The sequence below is a fragment of the Anaplasmataceae bacterium AB001_6 genome (assembly GCA_020002265.1).
In the GTDB taxonomy this organism is placed as follows: Bacteria; Pseudomonadota; Alphaproteobacteria; order Rickettsiales; family Anaplasmataceae; genus AB001-6.
The window spans coordinates 978,090-1,001,786 of record CP048228.1 but is presented as its reverse complement, the minus strand read 5'-3'; the positions used below and the strand labels follow the sequence as shown (position 1 = coordinate 1,001,786).

13 protein-coding genes are annotated in these 23,697 nt (G+C 33.7%); 6 read left to right on the top strand and 7 right to left on the bottom strand.

Annotated elements, in window-relative coordinates:
- The first annotated feature begins 74 nt into the window (after positions 1–74).
- The 6 genes from GUI12_04670 (at position 75) to rnpA (ending at position 15,527) form a co-directional block, all read left to right on the top strand.
- The gene (locus GUI12_04670) at positions 75–3,563 is read left to right on the top strand and encodes a hypothetical protein (protein ID UAT43419.1); all 3,489 of its coding nucleotides are present in this window, start codon (positions 75–77) and stop codon (positions 3,561–3,563) included.
- Between the two features lie 227 nt (positions 3,564–3,790).
- Positions 3,791–7,594 carry a hypothetical protein gene (locus tag GUI12_04665; GenBank protein UAT43418.1) on the top strand — a complete coding sequence of 1,268 codons (3,804 nt, stop codon included), beginning with the start codon at positions 3,791–3,793 and terminating at the stop codon, positions 7,592–7,594.
- Positions 7,470–11,834 carry a hypothetical protein gene (locus GUI12_04660; protein UAT43417.1) on the top strand — a complete coding sequence of 1,455 codons (4,365 nt, stop codon included), beginning with the start codon at positions 7,470–7,472 and terminating at the stop codon, positions 11,832–11,834. The genes GUI12_04665 and GUI12_04660 overlap by 125 nt, the downstream gene beginning before the upstream one ends.
- A 90-nt stretch (positions 11,835–11,924) precedes the next feature.
- Positions 11,925–14,801 carry a type IV secretion system protein gene (locus tag GUI12_04655; GenBank protein ID UAT43416.1) on the top strand — a complete coding sequence of 959 codons (2,877 nt, stop codon included), beginning with the start codon at positions 11,925–11,927 and terminating at the stop codon, positions 14,799–14,801.
- A 181-nt stretch (positions 14,802–14,982) separates the two neighbouring features.
- Positions 14,983–15,117, top strand: coding sequence for a 50S ribosomal protein L34 (gene rpmH, locus GUI12_04650; protein UAT43415.1), 135 nt, complete (start codon positions 14,983–14,985; stop codon positions 15,115–15,117).
- A complete protein-coding gene (rnpA, locus tag GUI12_04645) occupies positions 15,108–15,527 on the top strand; it encodes a ribonuclease P protein component (GenBank protein UAT43414.1) in 420 nt (139 codons plus the stop codon). The genes rpmH and rnpA overlap by 10 nt, the downstream gene beginning before the upstream one ends.
- A gap of 77 nt (positions 15,528–15,604) precedes the next feature.
- Here the strand turns inward: rnpA and nuoH are convergent, their stop codons facing one another.
- The 7 genes from nuoH to lon form a co-directional block, all read right to left on the bottom strand.
- Positions 15,605–16,603, bottom strand: coding sequence for an NADH-quinone oxidoreductase subunit NuoH (gene nuoH / locus GUI12_04640; GenBank protein ID UAT43413.1), 999 nt, complete (start codon positions 16,601–16,603; stop codon positions 15,605–15,607).
- Positions 16,593–18,623, bottom strand: coding sequence for an NADH-quinone oxidoreductase subunit G (locus GUI12_04635; GenBank protein UAT43412.1), 2,031 nt, complete (start codon positions 18,621–18,623; stop codon positions 16,593–16,595). Before GUI12_04635 ends, nuoH begins: the two co-directional genes overlap by 11 nt.
- Positions 18,624–18,698: 75 nt before the next feature.
- The gene (locus GUI12_04630; protein UAT43411.1) at positions 18,699–18,962 is read right to left on the bottom strand and encodes a hypothetical protein; all 264 of its coding nucleotides are present in this window, start codon (positions 18,960–18,962) and stop codon (positions 18,699–18,701) included.
- A 103-nt stretch (positions 18,963–19,065) separates the two neighbouring features.
- Complete coding sequence (locus GUI12_04625; protein ID UAT43410.1) at positions 19,066–19,815, bottom strand: NTP transferase domain-containing protein; 750 nt, start codon at positions 19,813–19,815, stop codon at positions 19,066–19,068.
- A complete protein-coding gene (locus GUI12_04620; protein UAT43409.1) occupies positions 19,808–20,518 on the bottom strand; it encodes a hypothetical protein in 711 nt (236 codons plus the stop codon). The genes GUI12_04625 and GUI12_04620 overlap by 8 nt, the downstream gene beginning before the upstream one ends.
- A 59-nt stretch (positions 20,519–20,577) precedes the next feature.
- Positions 20,578–21,123 carry a cytochrome b gene (locus tag GUI12_04615; protein ID UAT43408.1) on the bottom strand — a complete coding sequence of 182 codons (546 nt, stop codon included), beginning with the start codon at positions 21,121–21,123 and terminating at the stop codon, positions 20,578–20,580.
- Between the two features lie 149 nt (positions 21,124–21,272).
- Positions 21,273–23,690: an endopeptidase La gene (gene lon / locus GUI12_04610; protein UAT43407.1), complete on the bottom strand. Its 2,418-nt coding sequence runs from the start codon at positions 23,688–23,690 to the stop codon at positions 21,273–21,275.
- Positions 23,691–23,697 lie beyond the last annotated feature (7 nt).

The window sequence follows — 23,697 nt, the reverse complement described above, 5'->3', positions numbered from 1 at the left end:
CAAAAGTGTTTATATTGGGGAAAGAGGTTTATACAAGTCTTTATAAGATATCACTTGTATTTCTTTTTATTAGTATGGTTTCTGCTTGCAGTAATGTATGTTATGATCCAGGAGAGACTAGTAATAGTGGGGTAAAAGCCATTGATGTGCTAGGCGTCAGACAATCTGATGCAGAAAAATGGATCGAGAGTGATATTGTCTTAAATGATGGACAAGAATTACCAATTGATGTTTTTGGTATTGTTAATATATGTCCTCCTGCTGATCAAACAGATTGTTCAAGCGCATCTGATTTTTGTACTCAAGCTTATTTTTATCCTTCTCTTTGTAATGAGCATAATCCAGACAGCGGTTCTGATCTGAGAAATACTCCCGTTATTTTGAGTAGCAGAGGTTTTATGGCCTGTAGTGATCAACCTACTGTTGAAGATGATCAGACTACTTCAATTGGGAGAAGCAAAGCTATGTTTGTTTTCGATAAGAAAGTTCATGCTGGTGATTCTATTGTTGTTGAACTTGTGCCCGTTAGAAATTTTGATGTTACTCAAAATGATATGGGGACGGGAGTTTCGTGTAGCTGTTTGATAAAGGGAAATTGTACCGATGATCCAACAGCAGTATTTTATAATTCTTTACACGTAAGACGTAACGGTACTAAAGCTCTGTATAAATCAGAAGAAGTTCTAGATTCTAATGGTAATGTCGTAGAATATAGATGTACCGATGATATCTTAGGAGAAAATGATCTTCATAGAATATGTGCTTACGGTGGAAATTTCTGTTTTCTATCTGATAATTCAGAGAAGAAATCCCTATATAGTGCTCCTGTAGTATCACAGGAAAAGAAAAATGCCTTATATGCTTCACGATTTAATTATCCTCTTGAAGGAGGATTAAATGGACACATTCCGAATTTTCTGGGTTCTAATACACAGGATTTTACACAAAATTCTGGATTATTGATTGATTATAGCATGGCAGATCTTCGTGATGTTGGCTTTGCTAATTCTATGATAGGATATGATGATTTCTCCTGTGTTGATGTTCGCGATAGTAGCGCATATATTCCACAATTTTCTTTTTACGAAGCTAACTTAAAGTGCGATTTAGTTTATCCTGTTGCTCCTTCTTATAATATATCATTGCCTTCTGGGTCTGCAGCAGTAGTTCTTCCAGGACCTATTCTTGGAAGATCTGAAGCTGAATCAATTAAAATATCAGATAATGTTTCCAAAGGCTATTCTAATTCTTGGATCCCGCTTGTTGAATTAGATTATCATACTTCTGATATTTCAGGTGAAGTATTTTATAGACCAGGAACGGTGTTTGCTCCCATTGTGTCAGATACTGATTCTTATATAGGTGATGGCTATCCCTACAAAATACCTGATGATGACAATGATGGAAAAGAAGTTTGGATTAGTTTGCATGCTACACAGACAGGGTATGCTCCAGTACGTGGAGGGATGCTACTGAAGGTAAAAAGATATTGTATATATCAGGATGGTGAAAAATTATATGCACATCTTGCCAATGATATGCCAGATCATGAGCCAGGAGATAAATCAGAAGATATAAGCATGAAGGTTGAAATAGAAGATATTGGAGATGGAATAAGTGAGACAAAACCAATAATGCTTAAAAATGAAACGGGAGAACAAGCTAGAGTATATTTTGGCATACGTAATGCTACTGTAGGAAATGTAAATGATGCTCATGCAGATAATAATTTCTATTCTTTGCAATATCAACGTAGAGAATATAAACCTATTATATCTACACCAATTAATGCTTTGGTGGATTTTGTGAATGATCAGTTATTTGGAGATTCATTTGCAGAAATAAATGGTAATAATCCTGGCATTATAGGCCCTATGTATAGAGTCTTTGCTGAATCTCTGGGGATTTTATTTTTTTACTGCCTGATAATATATCTAATAATCTATGGCATGATGTTGATGATAGGGTTGCTGCGTAATTTACAGAGTACATTCATAATAAATGTTGCCAAGCTTTCATTAATAGCATTTTTAGTCAATAGTGATAGCTGGAACGTATTGGCTGGAATGATATATCGTTTCTTTGTTTTGGGTGTAGAAGATATATTAAATAGCACAGTTAATTCCATTGTTTATGTGCAAACAGATTTTGTATTTCTTGACGCTACAATAGGTGCTTTATTTGATTTCACTACAATATTGCGAGTTGCTGCTCTTCTAATAAGCGGCCCAGTAGGCTTTATTATATGCGTTATAATTTTACATGGCTTATTTGAATATATGAAAGCTATGTTTTCTTTTGTCATGCAATACATAATGATAATCTTTGCGTATGGTTGGCTTATATTTTTAGCTCCTTTATTTGTGATGTGCTTAATGTTTGAAGTCACAAAAGATATGTTCATGAATTGGTTGAAAATGCTAGTTAATTTTTCTTTGCAACTGTTGTTTATGTTTGTGATGATAGGAATGCTAAATGCTATTATGCTATATAGCATTTATAAGTTATTGATGTTTGGTATATGTGGCAATGAATGTGTTTTATACATCAAATTCGGAGAATTAGGTGGGCAAGATATAGGGTTTTGTTTGTTTAGTTTCTTTTTACCACAAGGCTATGATGCTTCTATAGCTGCATCACAATATATGACTTCTATTAGCGATCCTATGACCAATTTTTTTGGATTACCTTTTGGAATTGTGCATGTGATGCTATTTTATCTTTCTTCTTTTGTTATCGGGAAATTTTTATCTATCGCAGAGTTAATGGCGCAAACTATCAGCGGTTCTATGGCAAGTGTAGAGAGTGCTGTTTCTAATGCAACAGAAGCAATCAAATGGACTGTTGGCTCAGATAGGGAAACTCAACAAGCAATGGCTAAAGCAGCGGCCAGTGAACAAAGACAAACTAGAGATGCATCCTTTGATGCAGCCGATGATGATGCTCAATTAAATACTAATGCAGCACCAAGAGCAGGAGGAGCAGGACCAGGGCCAGCAGTAGCAGGACCAGCGTTCACAACAGGGGGACCAGCAGTAGCAGGGGGAGTAGGAGCAGGAAATGACGAAGAACCAGATATTCCGCCAGCAGATTATGATGAAGAACCAGATATTCCACCAGCAGATTATGATGAAGAACCAGATATTCCACTAGCAGATTATGATGAAGAACCAGATATTCCACCAGCAGATTATGACGAAAAACCATTAGATGACCAAATGGATAGACAAGGAATTTCTGATTTAGTTCCTGATTATGATGATACAGAGTCTGTTATAGAAGATTTTGATGAAGGAGACAATATAGAGGCTAGAGAAGATTATTATGATTCAGATCTTAGTGAAAAAAGTGATGAACAGCAATCTGCAGAAACAGAAGATGTTCAGCAAGCAATAGATATGGTTCATGGACAAACTCACGATGTTGAGGAAGAAGAATTATCAGAGCTAGAAAGAGCCTTCAAAGATAGAGGAAGAAGACATGGTGTTAGCCATTTAAAAGAACACGTTGATGATGCGTCATTAGAAGGATCCCAAACAACTAGTGATGAAGAGGATGATTAAAAGTAACATTATGTGTATATCGATATATATAGCATATATACATCCATAGATTCTATTTATCATATTCTATTATGATTTATCCATTTTAATTTAACATATTTGTATAAAATTTATGATATTTTCACTTTCGTGGATTCTATTCATTTTAAAGGGAGATGAGATCTTCTTTGTGAATATTAGTAGAGTTTAACAGTTGATTTTTTGCTTTACTGATTTGGCAATTTTTTATGCATGTTTTGGGAAATGCTAACATTTTGTATTTATTATTTTTCTTGCTAATTATCGCAAGTTTATCTGGCTGCAGTAGTAAATGTTATGATGCTGGACAAACTTCTAGTAGTGGTACCGTTTCTCTTGAAATTCCTGCTGTTACAGATGGAGATTCTAGTACAAACGGCTGGATCAAAAGTGACATAGAGATGAAAGGAGATAAAGAATATCCTGTCACTGTTATGGGGTTTGTAAATGTATGCCCTCCTATCGATTCCTCAGACTGTTCTATAGGTTCTGATTTTTGTAGAAAAGGAGCATTTTACCCAATGCGTTGTGATAACAGTATAAGCAACAATGGAGCAAATGTTAAGTTAGATGATAAGGGGAATATGGTCTGTAGCGGCTCACAGGTGTTATCAGATTCATCTTTTGTATTTGATATACCAGCTTACTCTGGAGATTCCATTGTTATTGAATTAATGCCACTTGTTGATACAGCAGTATCGCAACAATATTCTACATCAGAAGTGAGTTGTTCTTGTCTCTCTGATGGAAGCTGTAATATTGCTACCCAAGATTTTATTTTTTATACACCTGATTATATTAATAAATCAGGTCACAAAATACTTTATAAAGCTATTGCTGAAGGCGTTGATGCCAATGGTAATCCTAAATTGCCAAAATGTTCAGATACTCCTTTAACAAAAGAAGATATAATGCAAATATGTGGTTACGGAGACTATTTTTGTATTTTAGAGAAAGGCAAAAAACAGCCATATTATGTATCCAGTTTGGTTGCTGGAGGGCGTCAAAAATTATGGTATAGTTCGCATTTTGGCGCTACCTCTAGTGATCCAATTGGGGCAGTGCATATGCCTAATTTTCTGGCAGCAGGAGATAGTTCTGATGTAAATGGTGGATTATTAATCAATTATAGAGCTGGTGATTTGCGTGGTGCAGGGTATGCAGATTCTGGTGCATCAAATGGCTTTACTTGTGCAGATCTTGCTGGAGGGAAAAAATACAACAAACAGTTTTCTTTCTATGAAGCTAATAAAATATGCTCTAACAAAATTATTATACCTAATACCAAATTTAGTATATCTGGCAGCAGTGGTGATGTAATTGCGTTACCTGGTACAATTTATTTAGATGCTTCAGATAGTAGTGGTTATGAAAAAGTAAGTAAGTTGATTGCAAAGGGATATTCAAATTTTTGGATACCAAGTATTGCATTAAATTATCATAATAGCCAGCCTACAAGTTTAAATGCAGCAGGTACTCAATTTGCTCCTATAAGTTCAGATACAGGGGATTATATAGGATATGGCTATCCTTATAAAATTCCAGGTAGTGGTGGCAAAAAATGGATTAGTGTTACAGCAAATAGTTCATCTTCTTTTAAAGCTAAAAGAGGAGGTATACAAATACGTATTAAAAGATATTGTTTGCACGAAAATGGGCAAAATTTGTATGCAAACATTAATTATGAGTATCCTGATCATAAACCAGGAGAAGATCCTACAGATATAGAAATGATAGTAAAAACTAGTGTTGATGCTAGTGGTATCATGCAAACAGAACCTGTGGTGATTCCTTCAGGGACCACAGGAACAGTCTATTTTGGTATTAAAGATGCCAAAATAGGTAGTGCAGCAGAAGTTGCATCTGCAAAAGCAGATAATAATGTTTATGTAATTATGTATGATCAAAGAAAATGGCCTACTACTATCTCTAAGCCGATAAATGCTCTAATTGATTTTGTTAAAAAACAATTATTTGGCACCTCATTTTCTTCTACAGATGATCCAGGAATAATAGCGCCTATGTATGAGGTCTTTGCCCAAAAATTATATCCTCTTTTTGCTTATGGTTTGACCTTATATGTCTCTATATATGGCATCATGTGGATGTCTGGTATGACACGTAATATACAGCAAGATCTTGTGATAACTGTAATTAAAGTAGCATTTGTTGCAGCTTGTTTGGGAACAGATAGTTGGAATTTTCTTGCTTATAATTTGTATACCTTTTTTGTTGAAGGCGTTACAGAAATCCTTGATAGTACAGTAGATTCAATTGTGTATGTTAAAACAGATTTCTCTTTCTTGGATAAAACAATTGGAACTCTATTTGATTGGACAGTCATCCTTAGGTTATTTTCCTTGATATTAGCTGGTCCGGTAGGGTTTATTGTTTTTATTATAATCGTACATGGACTGGTTGCTTATTCTGGAGCTATGTTCAGATTTGTCTTGCGCTATGTGATGATAATTTTTGCATATGGCTGGCTTATATTTTTGGCGCCTTTATTTATCCTGTGTTTATTATTTCCGTTAACCAAGGAGATGTTTAACAATTGGCTCAAATTATTGGTCAATTTTGCTTTGCAGCCGCTTTTCATGTTTACCTTAGTTGGAATGTTAAATGAAGTTATGCTTTATAGCATAAACAAAATGCTGATGTTTGGTATTTGTGGTAATGAGTGCGTTCTATACATTAAATTAGGAGAATTAGGTGGGCAAAATGTTGGATTCTGTTTATTTAGTTTCTTTCTACCTCAAGGTTATGATGCCGCTATCCCTGCAGCACAATATTTAACATCCGCTACAGATCCCATGACAAATTTCTTTGGTTTACCTTTTGGATTAACAATAATATTTTTGTTTTATCTTGCGACATATTGTGTAGGTGCCTTTATGAATATTGCAGAGATGATGGCACAAACCATTTCTAGTTCTATGGGTTCAGTAACTTTGGCCGTTAATAGTGCAGAAGAAGGTTTGAAATGGCTTATAGGTGAAGACAGGGCAACACAAGGAAGAATTCACACAGCTTTAAGAGGCAATAAAGATAGAAAGAGAGATGAGCGTAGTATTGAAACTGATGATCTAGAAGATGATGCTGCACTAAATAGAACAAATAGAGCGCCAAGGCAGCCAATTAGATCACCTGAAAGTGTAAGTTCAGAATCAGATGATATGGAACCACGTGTAATGGAAGGTAATGTACAAGGCGACAGAGAAGAAGTGCCATTACAAGAAACACCACCACAGCCTCAATCTGAAATGCCAGAAAAAGAAGAGCCTATAGCACAAAAAGAAGAAGCAATTCCAGAACCACAGGAAGAGCCTATGGCACAAAAAGAAGAAGCAATTCCAGAATCACAGGAAGAGCCTATAGCACAAAAAGAAGAAGCAATTCCAGAATCACAGGAAGAGCCTATAGCACAAAAAGAAGAAGCAATTCCAGAACCACAGGAAGAAGAATTATCCGAGCTTGAAAAGAAATTTAGAGAATGGGGCGATGAGTATCACGATGTTGGTCATCTAAAAGAACATGCTGATGATGCTTCATTAGAAGGATCGCAAACTACAGATAGCTTAGCTACAGAACAAGTTAGAGAAAGTGATTACGAAGATCCAGTAATGAAAGCAATTGCCGAAAGAAAGGCAGCAGAACCACAAGAAGAAGAATTATCCGAGCTTGAAAAGAAATTTAGAGAATGGGGCGATGAGTATCACGATGTTGGTCATCTAAAAGAACATGCTGATGATGCTTCATTAGAAGGATCGCAAACTACAGATAGCTTAGCTACAGAACAAGTTAGAGAAAGTGATTACGAAGATCCAGTAATGAAAGCAATTGCCGAAAGAAAGGCAGCAGAGCCACAAGAAGAAGAATTATCCGAGCTTGAAAAGAAATTTAGAGAAATGCGTAATAAGCATAATGATGAGGAGTCTCCAGAAAAATATACAAATGGCGTTTCATCAGAAGCAGAGCATAGAACAAAAGAAGAGGATGATGATGAAAGGTGATTTTTATTTGAAGCAATTTTTATCTTTTAGACATAGAGATGCTAAATCTTATTTTCGCTTGATTTCTATATTTGCGATGGTTATTTCTTCTCTATTTTTTGAAGGTTGCAACTTTGCTGGTGTTGAATGTGTTCCTGCTTTCCCAGCGGCAGATGATAAATTACCAGGAGATAAAGAGCCTTCATATATTAGAGTCTATCTTGGAGATGGACCAAAATATTCAGCACAAGATACGCAACAAGGATGTGCTGCTTTATGCGATGGAGAAGCATATTCAAGTAGTAGCGAATGTTCTTATAGTTTTGAAGCATGTAAGAAATATAACTTACCTACAGATATAGAATTATGGCGTAATTTTGTTAATGATATTAATCAAAAATATAATTATTCAACAAGACGTTGGACCCGTTTGCCAGTTATTACACAGGGTGGTGAAATTATCTTCAAGATTTCCGGTGGATGGTATCCAGATGATCGTTACGACTTTTTAAGTAAAGCCTATGAATTGCAGTTAGATCCTGAAACAAAGGAAAAGGTATTAGATATAAAAATTGGTAAAGATAAGATTAGTGTCAATAAAGATTGCTCCTATTCACAAGAAGGTTCCGATTTTGATCATTTTCATATATTGAATAATGCTAATTTAGAACAAGATTCATCTAATTTATGTCAATTAGTTAAGGGAATGGGGCTCTATTTCCTGTTTTATGATCTTGAAAGTGACTATACAAATCCCGAGCCCAATACATACTTGGATGGTTTATATATTACACGATATATGACAACGCACGTAGGTTCTAGAGCTACAGAACCAAAAGAAGATGATGCATCTGCAAGTAGAATTGTTAATCCAGTGGAAAGTGAAGACGCATATATTCTGTCAATTAAAGAAGCATATGCAAGAAATGAACTTGGTGAAGTTGAAACATATGAAATTCCTAGGGGATATAGAATCTATGCTAAGGTCTTATCAGATGAATATTTTAGCCCTTCAGGAGGTTATCGTATTCAATTTTTAAGTGGAGTTGGAGATGTTGTGGTATCTCAAGTACCACCACTAGAACAGGCACGCAGAGTGATTATTCAAATTATACAAGCAGCTTCTGAGCGGATATATAAATCTCTTATTGATTCTTCTTCATATCAAACTTTGGTGAATGGAATGTTGACTTTATTCCTTTCAATTACTGGCTTAATGCTATTGATGGGGTTAATTGATAATCCAATGCAGCAGATGATGACCAAAATATTAACCATTATATTCGTTGCTTTTGTTGCTAGTAATGCTTCATGGGATTTTTTCAGCGGAACATTATTTAGATTATTTGATACCTTAATATCTCAAATAATAGGGGTAATTGGGAGTGCATATATGCCAAATGATTATGACCCAACAGCACCTTTTGGTTTTATTGATAAGGTTTTATCAGATTATATATTTAATGGAATTATATGGGGATTAAAGATGCCAGCGATTATCTGGTCAGATATGTTTCTGGGAATATTAGCATTGTTTGTTATAATGTGTGTCATTGCGATCTATTGCCTAGCTCTGTTTAGAGGTTTGATATCCTATTTGGTCTCCATTGTTGGGATCAATCTGATGATTGGGATTATTCCATTATGCTTCTTAGGGGTTTTGTTTAAGCAGGTAGGTAGCTTATTTCAGAATTGGTTTCTCATAACAATTCGGTTTGTATTACAGACAATATTCACATTTTTAGCCATAGCTATATTCTCTTTTGGGATTTTATCTTACTATGAGAAAATTTTTGGCTTTGAAGCTTGTTGGAATAATATATTTACTATATCTATAATTGGTGTTCCACTATTGAGTATACCTTCTTATACACCAGGGTATGACTTTAAACCTATAGATTTTTGGGATGCCTTTGGAGATATCGATCAACGCATTAAATTTGATGATGATGGTCATCTGGTATGGGGAAAAGTGCCTCCTCGTTATGTTGAAGAAAGATGGTATTTTAGAGAATTCCCAGCATATAATCCCAATATGGTTGATGATACGAAGCCTCCAAAGACAAAAGGAACAATGTCTGATGATGAAATTGTTAAGAGATATGGTTCTGATCTATTAATTATCCTAGATAACGTGCTAAGGGGTAAGCTAATTAATTTCTATGATATCTTAGGCTTGGCCATCTTTGCGCTGATTGTTTATACATTGTTACCTCATTTAGAAAGAGTAGCTAACATGATTGCTGGTGGTAGCCCTTTTTCATTTATGGGAGCAATGTTTGGTCAAGGCACTATTTTAGGTAATTTATTAGCAGGTGTTGAGGGGTTATATCAAACAGGGCTAAAAAAGGCACTTGTGGATTACCCTTTTAAAGGGACTAAAATTGTCGGGAGAGCATTAATAAAAGCAGGTGCAGACAGACTAGAAAGAAATGTAGATCCACTGTTAGCGCAATATGCTCCAGGTGTAAGGCAGAATTTAGTTGCCGGTAAAGAAATTGCCAAAAGTGCTGCTCCAATAGCAAAAAAGGCTGCAAAATTTGCATTTAAAGTTGGCACAGAAACTATGTTAACTACTGGGTTATCTACTCATCTTGAAGACGAATATAATCAACGTTGGGCTTTTAGATATGTTGATAATGCCAGAGCACAAATTAATTATCATATGTTTACTGCTGCTCCAGACTATGTGAAGGTCAAATTTAAATATAAGTTCTTTCAACCTATGCATAGCGAAGATCCAAATGTTATTTATAAGACTTACCAAAAGATGCAAGATAAATTTTCTTTTGTTAGTGGCCCTGATGATAGAAGTCCTCTCACAATTGAAACAGCAAGAAAAACTAAATATGCCGAAGAATCCATTGGAATACGTACTCACTTTCTTGGGAAGAAACAATTCATTCAAAGTAAGAGAGAGAGATTTGATATTACTCCAAGTGAAGATGATGCAAGTTTAAATTATGAACCTCATGATCCAGATGATGAAGAAGAGCGAAGAAGAAGAAATAGTTTGATTAATTCAGATGTTGATATTTCTGCACTTGAAGATGACGGAAGATTAAGTGCAGATGGTTCATTTATAGATGTTGATGTTTCTGCACTTGAAGATGACAGAAGATTAAGTACAGATGGTTCATTTATAGATGTTGATGTTTCTGCACTTGAAGATGACAGAAGATTAAGTACAGATATTCCTATAAATTTAGATAGTAGAGGAGAAAATGAACATCTTGGTGTTGAAGATGCTAGAGAATATGAATTCAGGTATAACGAAGAAGGAACAGGTGCAAGTAATACTACTGAAAATATAAAAAATACAGATGATTCCTCTTATGTTAAGCCTGATTCAGATGCATATGATGCAAGTAATACTACTGAAAATATAAGAAATACAGATGATTCCTCTTATGTTAAGCCTGATTCGGGTGCATATGATGCAAGTAATACTACTGAAAATATAAGAAATACAGATGATTCCTCTTATGTTAAGCCTGATTCAGATGCATATGATGCAGATGGGGATTCTTATGCAGATAGGTTGGAAAAAGAATCTTATTCTGAGATTCTAGCGAATCATTCTTCAGAAGCACTGCATAATACTGACGATGGATTTGATCAAGATAATACAAATGCATTCCAAGATGAAATAAGAGAAGAGCCTACAGATGCATTCCAAGATGAAATAAGAGAAGAGCCTACAAATGCATTCCAAGATGAAATAAGAGAAGAGCCTACAAATGCATTCCAAGATGAAATAAGAGAAGAATCTACAAATGCATTCCAAGATGAAATAAGAGAAGAATCTACAAATGCATTCCAAGATGAAATAAGAGAAGAATCTACAAATGCATTCCAAGATGAAGTAAGAGAAGAATCTACAGATGCATTTTCAGCAACATATGATTCAGACAATTTCAATAGTGATAGCTATTCAGAATCAGAAGAAAGTAAAGAAATAGATATATCTCTCGAAAGAGAAGAGAAAACAGAAGTATCAAATCGTTTTGAAAATGAATCTAATAATTTCAAATTTAATGATGATGATCGTGTAAGGGTAGAAGAAGTAGATGATAGAATCGATAATAGAGATATTAGACCAGAAGAAAATCCTGCTTCTGATGATCTGGGTGCTTCTGTAGGTGAATTTGATGATCCTAATATTAGAAATAATGCTGATAAGGATCTAATTGATAGAAAATCTTTGAACTCTGATAATACAGATCGTTATGATCCTGATAAAAATAAAGATAATACATAATATTTTAAGCTATACATTTTCAATTTTAAGTAGCATTAGTTTAATACTATTCAATTTATAATTGTTGTTTATCTTCTCATTTCAATTTATATGAGAATAAGTGTAATACTGCTTTTGCTACCTATTACCTTAGTAATTAGTGCTTGTTCGCAGGATTTTGACTGTATAGATGGCGACGATTTTGGCAACCTTCCAAGATTTGAAATTGATTCTTATGCTGGACAGGGTTCAGATTTATTTGTGGCTGATGATGGAGCAAGAGGAGATGCAGAAGGTTCGTATCATACTATGCGGTGGATTGATACAGGATATAGAACTGATAATACAGGGCGATTGATAATTGAAACTAAAGGTAAATGGCTTCCATACGGCGCAAAATACGGAGAATACCCAAATCCTGAAGATGTTAGAAATTGTACTACTTCGGATATGGTTAGTGCTCCATATTGTGGCTCAGGTAGTGATTGTAGTAGTATCGATAATTTGTGTTGGATGACAAAAGGATACGGTGCTTATCTATTATTTAAAAGACTTGATGACCCAGAACCAAATAAAGATATAAACACAATGCGTAACCCTGTATCACCAACAGTACATCTATATTCCTCAGATGATGAACAATATAAAATAGAAGAGGTATATGATGCTAATTGTCAAACAATTCCTCTATCGTCTGGATGGTATATATATGCAAAAGTTAACGATAATTATTATTATGATAATTCAGGGAAATATGAAATCTCAGTGAGAGCAGGCGTTGGAGAATCTTATCCAGATCTTAATATTGGTTTATTCGAGAAGACTAGAAAAATCATTGAAGGATATGCTTATTATTCAGCAGAAGTTATATTTAAAGCTGTCACTGTTAACCCAACTATGAAATTCTTGGTACAAAGCATGATAGTGCTGTACTTATCAATAAGCGGAATAATGATATTAATGGGTCTGCTTGATAATCCCAAAGATTGGTTTTTTAAAACGGTGTTTAAGTTCTTACTTATCTTAGTCATATATTCCACCAATGGCTGGGAGATAATGTATAATTTCTTTTTTAGTATTTTTACTAAAGGGCTGCCATATCTAATAATGATAATTAATACCTCTGCGGGATTGGATTTTGATCCTGAAAATCCTTTTAAATTTATGGATGACATGATCTCTGATTATCTATTCAATAAATACGTATGGTCTTACAAAATACCAGCCATGATTATCGGTGATATTAAGGGGTTATTGCTTGCTCCTATGGTAATAGTGATATCTATTCTGGCTACAATAGTTCTTGTATATGCTTTTGTAGTCTATTGTACTACCGTTATAGGTTTAGCTCTTATTATGGGGATAATCCCTATCTTATTTTTGGGAATATTATTTTCTGCGTTAAAAGTGACATTTGACAATAGCATAAAATTATTAGTTGGATTATGTTTCCAAGCTATTATGATGTTTGTGATTGTAGCACTGATATTTAATATTATCTTATATTATTTCACAAGAATAATGGGTTTTACAGTGTGCTATCGAAAGTATTTTTCTTTTTCTATGTGCATTACCAATGATAGTTGTATTGAACTTCTTAGTTTAAAAGGTTATGTCCCGAGTGCTAATTTTGATCCTTATAAATTAACACCTTTTCTAATTAATTCAGATTTTTCAACACCTAGATATCATTTCTCTAGGGAGGGAAAACATATCTATGTTCCTCCATTGTATAAAGAAAAGGATTATAGAATGGTAGACCTTCCATATTTAGACCCAGATCAAAGTTCTGATACTGAAATAGATTTTTATACTTATCCTCCTTTAGTTGGTGGTGAAACAGATTATGAAACTCTAGGTGATGATGCTTTTATAATTGCAGAGATGTTCAGGGGTAATCTTGTGGATCTCATTGATTGCTTAATGATTATAGTTGTCATAACTGTTATATGGTCGATGAAAAATATTATTATGCGTGTTGGAACATCAATAGCAGGTTTGACTCCTTTTGGTATGCAAATTGCAGATTATCTTGATAAAATAAAATTTGGACAGGTAGCTAATTTTGCATTTTCTGCGCCATTTATGGTGCCAAAGGGTGTGGCATCAAAAGTGCGTTCCGCAGGTTCTTTTGTTGCAGGTAAATTAGAACTAAAAGATCGTATCAACAGAGCTAGAGGTAAAATAGATGACTTTGCTGGAGACAAATTGGGAAGAGAAAGAGTAGACAAAATAAAATCTGTTGCTTCAAAGACTGCATCAATAACTGGTACTATTGGCAAAGGAATTGGTAAAGTAGGCTCTGAAACTATGCTTACAGTAGGCTTGGCAACAGATCTACAAGAACGATATAATCGAAAATGGGCGTTTAGATATGTAGATCATGCAAGAGCTAGTGTTAATTACCATCTTTTTGATGCCTCAGGGCAATATGCAAAGGGGTTTGCAAAAAATCTAGCTGTTGGTGCCTTTGAAGATGTATTTAAAAAGGCAGATGGAACAAGCAATGTTAAAAATCGCCTTAAAGATTTCTTAACAGCACAAAATATTAGGAGAGTTGATGAGACTATCAAAATTAGAGAACATTTCTTAGGTCATGAACAATTCATCCATGCAAAGAGAGAAGGAATATCATTTGATGATGCAGATGATAATGCTCAATTGAACACTAATGCACCAGGACCAGTTGGAGTGCAAAATCTTGCGTTTGGAGGACCTGCAGTCCCTCCAGGCTTAGGTGCTGCAAATGATTATGAACCAGATATTGGACTTATGGATGGATTAGGAGACATTTCATACTTAGAGGAAGATTTAGCGCTAGATGATGAAGGTGGATTTTTCCCATCAGATGATGAACCAGAAGTGGAAAAAGATAATTACGAAAAAATACAGGAAACTATAGGTAAAATGGAAAAAATTGAACAAAATCAAGCTGAATTTGAAGATCTGATGAGGCAAATAGAAGAGCGGAATAAGAGTGATAAATAACCTGTATTCGCTTCATATAAATAGAAAATTCATAAAATTTCTATTTCCTGTAATAATTTTAACATATGGACGATAGATTAAAAAACGTATACAATATAGCAGTATGGAGCATGCTTACTCAGTTGCAAAAATGTGATGGTCAGTATGCCGTTTTATGATTTAGTTGATTTTGTTAGGTAAGATGGCTTTAAATAGTAGGAAAAAGAAGAAACCTTGTCAGAGAATGCATGGTTTTAGATCTAGAATGTCTACTGCTGCGGGAAGAAAAATAATCAATCGTAGACGCGCAAAAGGTAGAAAAAAGCTGTGCTTATAAAGGGTTTTGCCTCTATTCCTGCAAGAACACTATCTGTGATAAAAAAAAAATCTAGAGCATACCATTCTGATTTTTTTGTTTGTCTCGCGTTAAATTCTTCAGGTAATAAGCCTTCTTTCGCTTGCATTGCGTCTAAAAGAGTTGGAAGGGCTACCATGCGTAATTATACTAAGCGTTTGTTGAGGTCTATGGCAGTTCGTAATGTAGGGTTATTCTTAAATAATTGTTCCTACGTGTTTGTAGCGAAATCAGCTATGTTGGATTGCGAGTTCTCTGTATTAGAGGAATCTCTTATTAAGACTTTAAATCTGATTAGAAAACGAAATTCTTGTAGTGCAAATAACATAAATGTAATTGCACGGAGATCCAAAAATATAAAAACTGCTAGAAAGAAAATTATTGTCTGTTGAACCAGTGTATAGAGATTATTTATACATCGCTAAAAAATGATTTTAAGCTAATTCTTTGTCAGTCTTTTTTTATTCAACTATATCGGAAACAATTTTAACAAAACAGCCAAAAGAACCAAATAAACAAGTGTCATAGGGAGGAAAAATTTCCATCCAAGGTGCATTAATTGGTCATAGCGATAACGCGGTAATGCGGCTCTGACAAATATAAACATGAAAAGAACAAGACAGATCTTTGCAATAAACCATATAAAACCAGGAATGATATTTAGTATACCTATGTTTATAATCGGATACCAACCACCTAGAAATAAGATAGAGAATATTCCACTTGTTAATATCATATTTGCATATTCTCCCAGAAAAAATAGTGCAAAAGGAATCGAAGAATATTCAACATTGTAACCTGCAACTAACTCAGTTTCCGCTTCTGGTAAATCAAAGGGATGTCTATTAGTTTCTGCTAATATCGATATAAAGAAGACAATAGCTAAAGGCAAAAGAACAACATCAACCCATAAAGGAGCATTATGTTTGGCAACAACTATATCAGCTAAATTATATGACCCGGATATCATAACGATCATCACAATAATCATACCAATTGACAATTCATAAGATATCATCTGAGATGCAGAACGTAAGCCTCCAAGCAGCGCGTATATCGAATTACTAGCCCAGCTAGCCATTATTATTGCATAAACTTCTATCGCTCCAATAGACATTATATAGAGCATACCAAGATTTATGTTAGATATAACAGCCGGAATAATTTCACCATTACATATTTTGGCTTCAAAAGGTATAACAGCCCAGCCAATAAACGCCATGATAAAAGTTATTGCAGGCGCTATCAAAAACATTACCTTATCACTTTTTATAGGTATTATTATTTCTTTTAAGCACAATTTCGCAGCATCTGCAATGGGCTGTAAAAGACCCATATAACCAACCATAGTAGGCCCTTTCCTGATTTGTGATGCCGCAATTATCTTCCTTTCAGCATATGTTAAATATGCAACAGCAAGTATCAAAGGTATTACTAAAGCTATTATCTCTATTATCTTAATTAGCATTTTTTAAACTCTGTTCTAAACATTTAGCCATAATTTTCGAAGATCTAGCAATTACATTGGTCCTATAGAAACTTTTATCATCAAGCATTATTTTTGTTTTTGAAAGAACAGAAGGTTTTACTGAACTCGCAAATTTGTGATCCCAATCATTCTTGATCAGTTGATTTATCTTTTTAAATTGTTCACCGTAGGATGATAATTTCTTTTGAAGCGATGCTAAATTATCCATTTTCAAATTTACTTTTAGCGCTTTGCCAATCAAATGGATAATTTGCCAATCATCTTTTGTGTCATTAGGACCAAATGATGATTTACAAGTATTTTGTACTCTTCCTTCTATATTTACAAATGTTGCATTTTTCTCTGTATATGCCTTACTAGGTAATATCACATCAGCAGCATTTGCGCCTTTATCACCATGATGACCCACATAAATCACAAATTTATTCTTTAAGAACGATTGATCTATTTCATCAGAACCCAATAATAAAACCAGCTCTATATTCTTGCTATCTCTTACAGGATTATTCTCCGAATGAAAACCTAAATCTAACGCTCCAACAGAAGAAGCATTTTTATGTAACATGTTATAACCATTCCACTCATCGGTTACCATATTATACAGCGATGCTATTTTTATCATCTTCTCTTGTATTACTTCACTTTCTTCGTACAAAAATAAATCTTGACCAAAGATTAGCATCGGGTTTTTTGCTTTAATTAATACCTTACTAAAAGAACTTTTCTTGGAGATTAAATCAGATATATCAGATAGACTATCTCCCAAGTGATCATACTTATAATTAAGATCAATTTCAGGCCCTATATAACCTATTTTAGCATTGTTATCTGTAAAACATTTTCTGATCCTGATATTCATAATAGGAGCTTCCAATCTTGGATTGCAGCCTATAATCAATATTACATCTGCTTTCTCCATATCAACCAGAGGCGTATTACATAGATAATATGATCTGTCGAGAACTTTATATTGTTCTCCTTTTTCTCTGAAATCAATATTTTTTATTTCTAATTCATCCGCCAAAATTTTCGCTGCACAAAGTGTTTCGCAGTCTGTCATGTTACCAGCAATGAAAGCTATTTTATCTTTCGGAGTTTGTTGTATCTCCTTTGCGACTCTTTTAATTGCTTCATCCCAATCAGTTGAAATAAGTGATTTGTTAGACCTTACATAGGGGGAGCCTAATCTCTGTAAATATAATCCATCATAGCTAAACCTAGATTTATCAGATAACCACATCTCGTTAACAGCATCATTTCTAACTGGTAATACACGCATTACCTTTTGTTCTTTGACATCTAACCTCACAGAACTACCAACGCCATCCATAACATCAATAGAGTAGAATTTCTTCAATTCCCAGGGTCTAGCAGTGAAAGCATAAGGCCTTGAAGTTAATGCACCCACAGGACATACATCAATTATATTACCAGATAATTCGGATTTTATAGGTTCTGAAAATAATGATTCAATTTCAGCCTTTTCTCCTCTGTGTATAAGTTTTAATTCATTTGTTCCAGCAATATCAGACATGAAACGAACACATCTTGTACAATGAATACAGCGATTCATCATATCTTTTATCAATACACCAAAATTTTTACCAGAAACAGCGCGTTTCTCTTCTGTAAATTCGCTACATTTTCTTCCATAAGACAGAGCTTGATCTTGGAGGTCGCATTCACCACCTTGATCACAAATAGGGCAATCCAAGGGATGATTTATCAACAACATCTCCATAACGTCTTCTCTGGCTTTCTTCACCATAGGAGAGCTGGTTTTAATAACCATGCCATCAGTAGCAGTAGTGGCGCATGAAGCAACCGGCTTAGGTGGTCCTTTTTCAACCTCCACCAGACACATTCTGCAATTTCCTGCAATTTTTAGTTTATCGTGATAACAAAAATGAGGCACTTCTATCCCGGCGATTTTACAAGCTTGTAAAATCGTATATCCGTCATCAACTTCTATGATTTGATCATCAACAGTAATCTTCATAAACTACTACTAAAACCTTAAAATACGAGTTTAAAAGTTATATTCAACTGTTTTAAACTCTTAGCTTGTTTTGTTTTATACAAATTTCTTTCTGTCAGACCAGCGCAAGATTGTTCCATCATCCAATATAATTGGCGTCTTTTTCTTCACATCTTGTGCAACAGAAAATCTCTTGTTCTTGCTGATATATACTGCACTTGTTATTTCTATTCCTCTAAACGTTTCTTTTTGTTTTACGCTTCTTGAGGATATCTTAGCTGCTTTAGTACGTGACATAATATCTCTTCCCGGGAAAAAATAAAAACTAAGATGAATTATACCATCTACAACAATATACACAACATCATCAATTGCATTTGTTCTGCAACAGAAACGCTACTATAAAGCAATTTTATAGTATATATTAGTTAACAAATTATGTTTATACAATCATGTTGCAATATCATATTATTTCTTTTTTTTCTGGAGAAGTATTTATATTACTATTTTCTGAGAATTCTTTCATACAATGATACGTTCCCAAATGCCGAAAACTCTTATCATAATTCAGATAACCCATACACTTATTTCTTTTTGGATTACTACCTGAAAGTAAATTATCAAATACTTTTTTTAGCGGAAAAATCTTTTCTACTGCAAATTCATCTAATAACGTTTTTTTGATTATAAGAATTCCCAAATAGGTATATTCTCCTTTTTCATCCCTTTTTATTATATCATCTTCTGATAGCGAAAATTTCTGTTCTTGATTGTCTTCCTTCCCAATTAGCATAAGCATACCAGGTCGATGAGTGTAGTGAAAATCAATCATATCATTCAATAACTTATCAGATTGCCATAAAAGATCACAATTGATTACTAAAAAATATTCTTCATCTATATCCTTTATTGCATTAACAAGACCACCACCATTATCCAGACATTCTGTCTCTATAGTAAGAGATATGCCTAATTCTCCTATTTTTTGCTTATATTTTGTTAAATAAGAATGTAAATCTTCCCATCTATAATATGCAGTCAATATTGTTTTTTTTATTACACTATTGGATATCCTTTCCAATATTACATCTAATATCTTGGTTTTTTTTTTATCTACTTCCAATAGAGCTTTTACTCTATCTTCTGTGAGATGATTCATTCTTTTGCCTCTGCCTGCACAAAGAACTACACATGTACTGACTCTATTAATCATTGTTTATATCACAATTAGTATCTATATACATTACATCATCATTCTCCATTAATATACTGTAAAATAATGATATTTTCTCTCGTAATTCTTTATCAGTTATCCTTTGGATGTCTTTAGCTTGCCAAGAAATACGCATATTAGAATATTCTCCACACGATTTATACATCTCTTCAGCTGTTTTTTGTAATTCAGATATTTCACAATAAATCTTGATACAATCAGCAAAATCTTCAATATCAAGAGCATTAGTTTCCAATGCAGCCTCTAGAATTTTCTCTTTATCTATTTGCTCTATATCATATTCAACTAAACCTCTTTTATTAAATAAAAAAGCAACCGAGCCATTTTCTCCTAAATTGCCACCATGCTTGTTGAATATACTTCTTATTTCTCCAGCAGTTCTATTACGATTATCAGTGGATATATGTAAAACAAATGCTATCCCCTTAGGACCATAACCTTCATATACAATATCTTCATATGCACTTTTATCTTTATCAGCAGAATTTATTATGATATCTATCTTCTCTCTAGATATCGAAGCTTTTTGTGCATTATGTATAGCATTTCTTAAGCCACTCTCAGAACCTTCTTTTAAAGCTTTTAAAATAAGCTTCCTAAAAACTAGATATACTTTGTTTTTCTTCTTAGATTGAGATTCTATTCTTCGTTTCCTATTAGAATACTGCGAATGTCCCGCCATAAAAATTTACTAAATTTTACTTCCAATTCTATAATATGATTAAGTTATAACTACTTCACTTATAACATTCTCCGTAATATATTATAACGATCAATTATAATGTGTTTCATACTTCCTAAGAAATGTAAAATAACCAATGCTAAAACTATCCAGACCACAGTAGTATGGATTTTGTGCGCTTTTTGCGCTACCGCCTTATCTTTTGCTACAATTAATGGAGCAGTTTTTTCCATGTTCCATAAAAGCCTTATATCTTTCCCAGAAGCACTAGACATCACATAACCAGAAAGAGCAGCAACTGTTACAAATATATACATCCCATACTGCACAGCTAATGACATGTATTTATAACTTTTTTTTAGCTTCTTAGGCCATGCAGGAATATCACTTATCATCCTCACTAATATACGAATGACCATCAGAAGTAATATACAAAAACCAACAGCCTTATGATATTTAAATAAAATCGCTTTATTAACATTAATTGCTGTGCAATGCGTTATCATGCCGCTTATTAGAACACCGATAACCATTAAACCTACAATCCAATGCAAGAGCCTCATTAATAGATTATACTTATTATTTCTACAAGATATAATTGACATAAAGATATTACAACACAGATACAGAACATAGAATGATAAACGAAACTACATTCTCTATAAAGTGCTAATTTCCTATAATTGCAATTATTACCACTATAAATCTATTCAATGAAATATAGTATAGAAGAGATTTAAAAATTTTACCTATTTTATGCTAGAAGAGGGTTTGTAATAGCAACCCCTTTCGTCTTAGGAATAACTACCATCTCTCTTTCATCAATTAAAGAATGCTTTAAAACTTCAGATATACCAGAAACAGGAATTATATTTATCTTTCTTAAATCTCTCTGCGTTTCCTTAGGTAAGTTATCAATATCTTTCATATTTTTAAGAGGTATTATAACATTCTCTACATTTTCACGTATCGCAGCAAGGATCTTTTCTTTTAATCCCCCAATTGGCATTACTTCACCTCTTAGGTTTATTTCACCTGTCATCGCAATATTATTTGAGACTTTCTTCCCAGATAAAACAGAAATTATTGCAGTTACTATGGCAATACCAGCAGATGGACCATCTTTAGGTACTGCACCCTCTGGAACATGCACATGAACATCAAAATTTTTATAGAAATCAGAGTTAATTGTAAAGTTGTCAGCATTAGCAAATACATATTTATATCCAGCTTCCATGGACTCCTTCATTACATCTCCTAAATGACCAGTGAAAGTTAATTTACCTTCACCAGCAGTTTTAATAGCTTCAATAGGTAAAATACATCCGCCACGATTTGTATATGCAAGACCTATAGATACACCAACAGTAGCGCTTGCAGGCTTGTTAGAGTTATCATATTTAACAAACCCGACAAATTTATGCATGTTAGCTTCAGTCACTATCACCTTCTTTTTTTTACTCTCTGTGATTGCTACCAATGCTTTACGACAGATCTTTTCCAGTTGTCTCTTTAAATCTCTTACACCACTTTCAGTAGTGTAATTGTTAATTAATTTCCCGATTACAGAATCAGAAATACTCAATTCACTGTTCAATAATCCATGCAACTTCATCACTCTCTTTAGTAGTTGTTTTTTGACAATCTGTAATTTTTCTTCTGAAGTATAACCATCAATACTTATTATTTCCATTCTATCTAATAAAGGATACGGAATTTCACTAATATCATTAGCAGTTAGAACAAACATAACTTTCGAGATATCAAATGGAACCTCAAGATAATTATCAGTAAAATTATGATTTTGTACCGAATCTAATATATCTATCAAAGCAAATGAAGGATCAGATCTATAACTTCCAGATATTTTATCTACTTCGTCCAACAAAATTAAAGGGTTAGAAGAATTAGTACGTTTTATCATCTGTATGATTCTACCAGGCATTGCACCAATATATGTCCTGCGGTGGCCCCTTAGCTCAGACTCATCTTTCAATCCACCAAGCGACATAGAGGCAAATTTCCTACCAAGAGATTCCGCTATCGATTCTGCTAAAGATGTTTTTCCAACACCAGGTGGACCAACTAAACATAATACAGAGCCTAAGCTGTTGTTTTTTAACCTTTTATGAACCGCAATAAACTCAAGTATACGTTCTTTTACAGTATACATACCATGGTGATTTTCATTCAGTATTTTAGCAGCTTCTTTTAATTCAATTTTGTTTTTTGTAAACTTGTTCCAAGGCAACGAAATAACAAAATCAATATAACTTCTAATTACTGAAGATTCAGCAGATACAGCGCTAATTATTTTTAATTTATTTATCTCCGATAAAAGCTTCGTCTCAGAGTGTTTATCTAATTTTAATTTCTTAATTGAATCAGATAAAGAACGTACATCACATACATCAGTACCTTCCAATTCACTGATCTCCTTAGAGATAACCTTCATTTGCTCATTTAGATAATAATTCTTTTGAGCCTGTTCTATTTGACTGTGTATTTTCCCTTTTAAATCGTGCTCTAATTTTAGTATGGAAATAACAGAAAAAAGAAGGTTATACAAAACCTTCACCTTTTCATCTATTGAACACACTTCCAATACAGATTGCTTCTCAGATATTGTGAAATCTAATTTAGAAGTTATAGCATTACATACTTCATCTACATCTTTACATAAATCTATCTGCTGCAATAACTCTTTTTTTTGATTTTTTGACTTAGGCAATAAAGAAAAATATTCTCTTATTTTATCCTTTAATAAAGAAATAGTATTATCATTCTTTTCCTGATTGTCTCCAAGATCTATAGTGACTTCTTCTATTTGTGACTTTAAACAAGAATCACTCTTTACAAATTTCGTTATTTTGACAATTTTTTCACATTGAACTAGAATTTTTAACGAACCTTCAGGAGGCGAATTGATAAGATGAGCAATACTCGCCGTTACTCCATATTTGTACAAATCATCATCATTAGGATCATCAATATCAGCATTCTTTTGAGTAACTAGAACTACTTTCATATCTGCTTTTGAAGCTAATTCTATAGCTTCTACAGACCGCTTTCTTCCTACCAAAAGAGGAACACTATCACCAGGAAAAAATATTACTTCTCTCAATGGAATAGTGTAGTACAAATTACTATTTTCTGCCGATTCTAAGGACATTAAAACA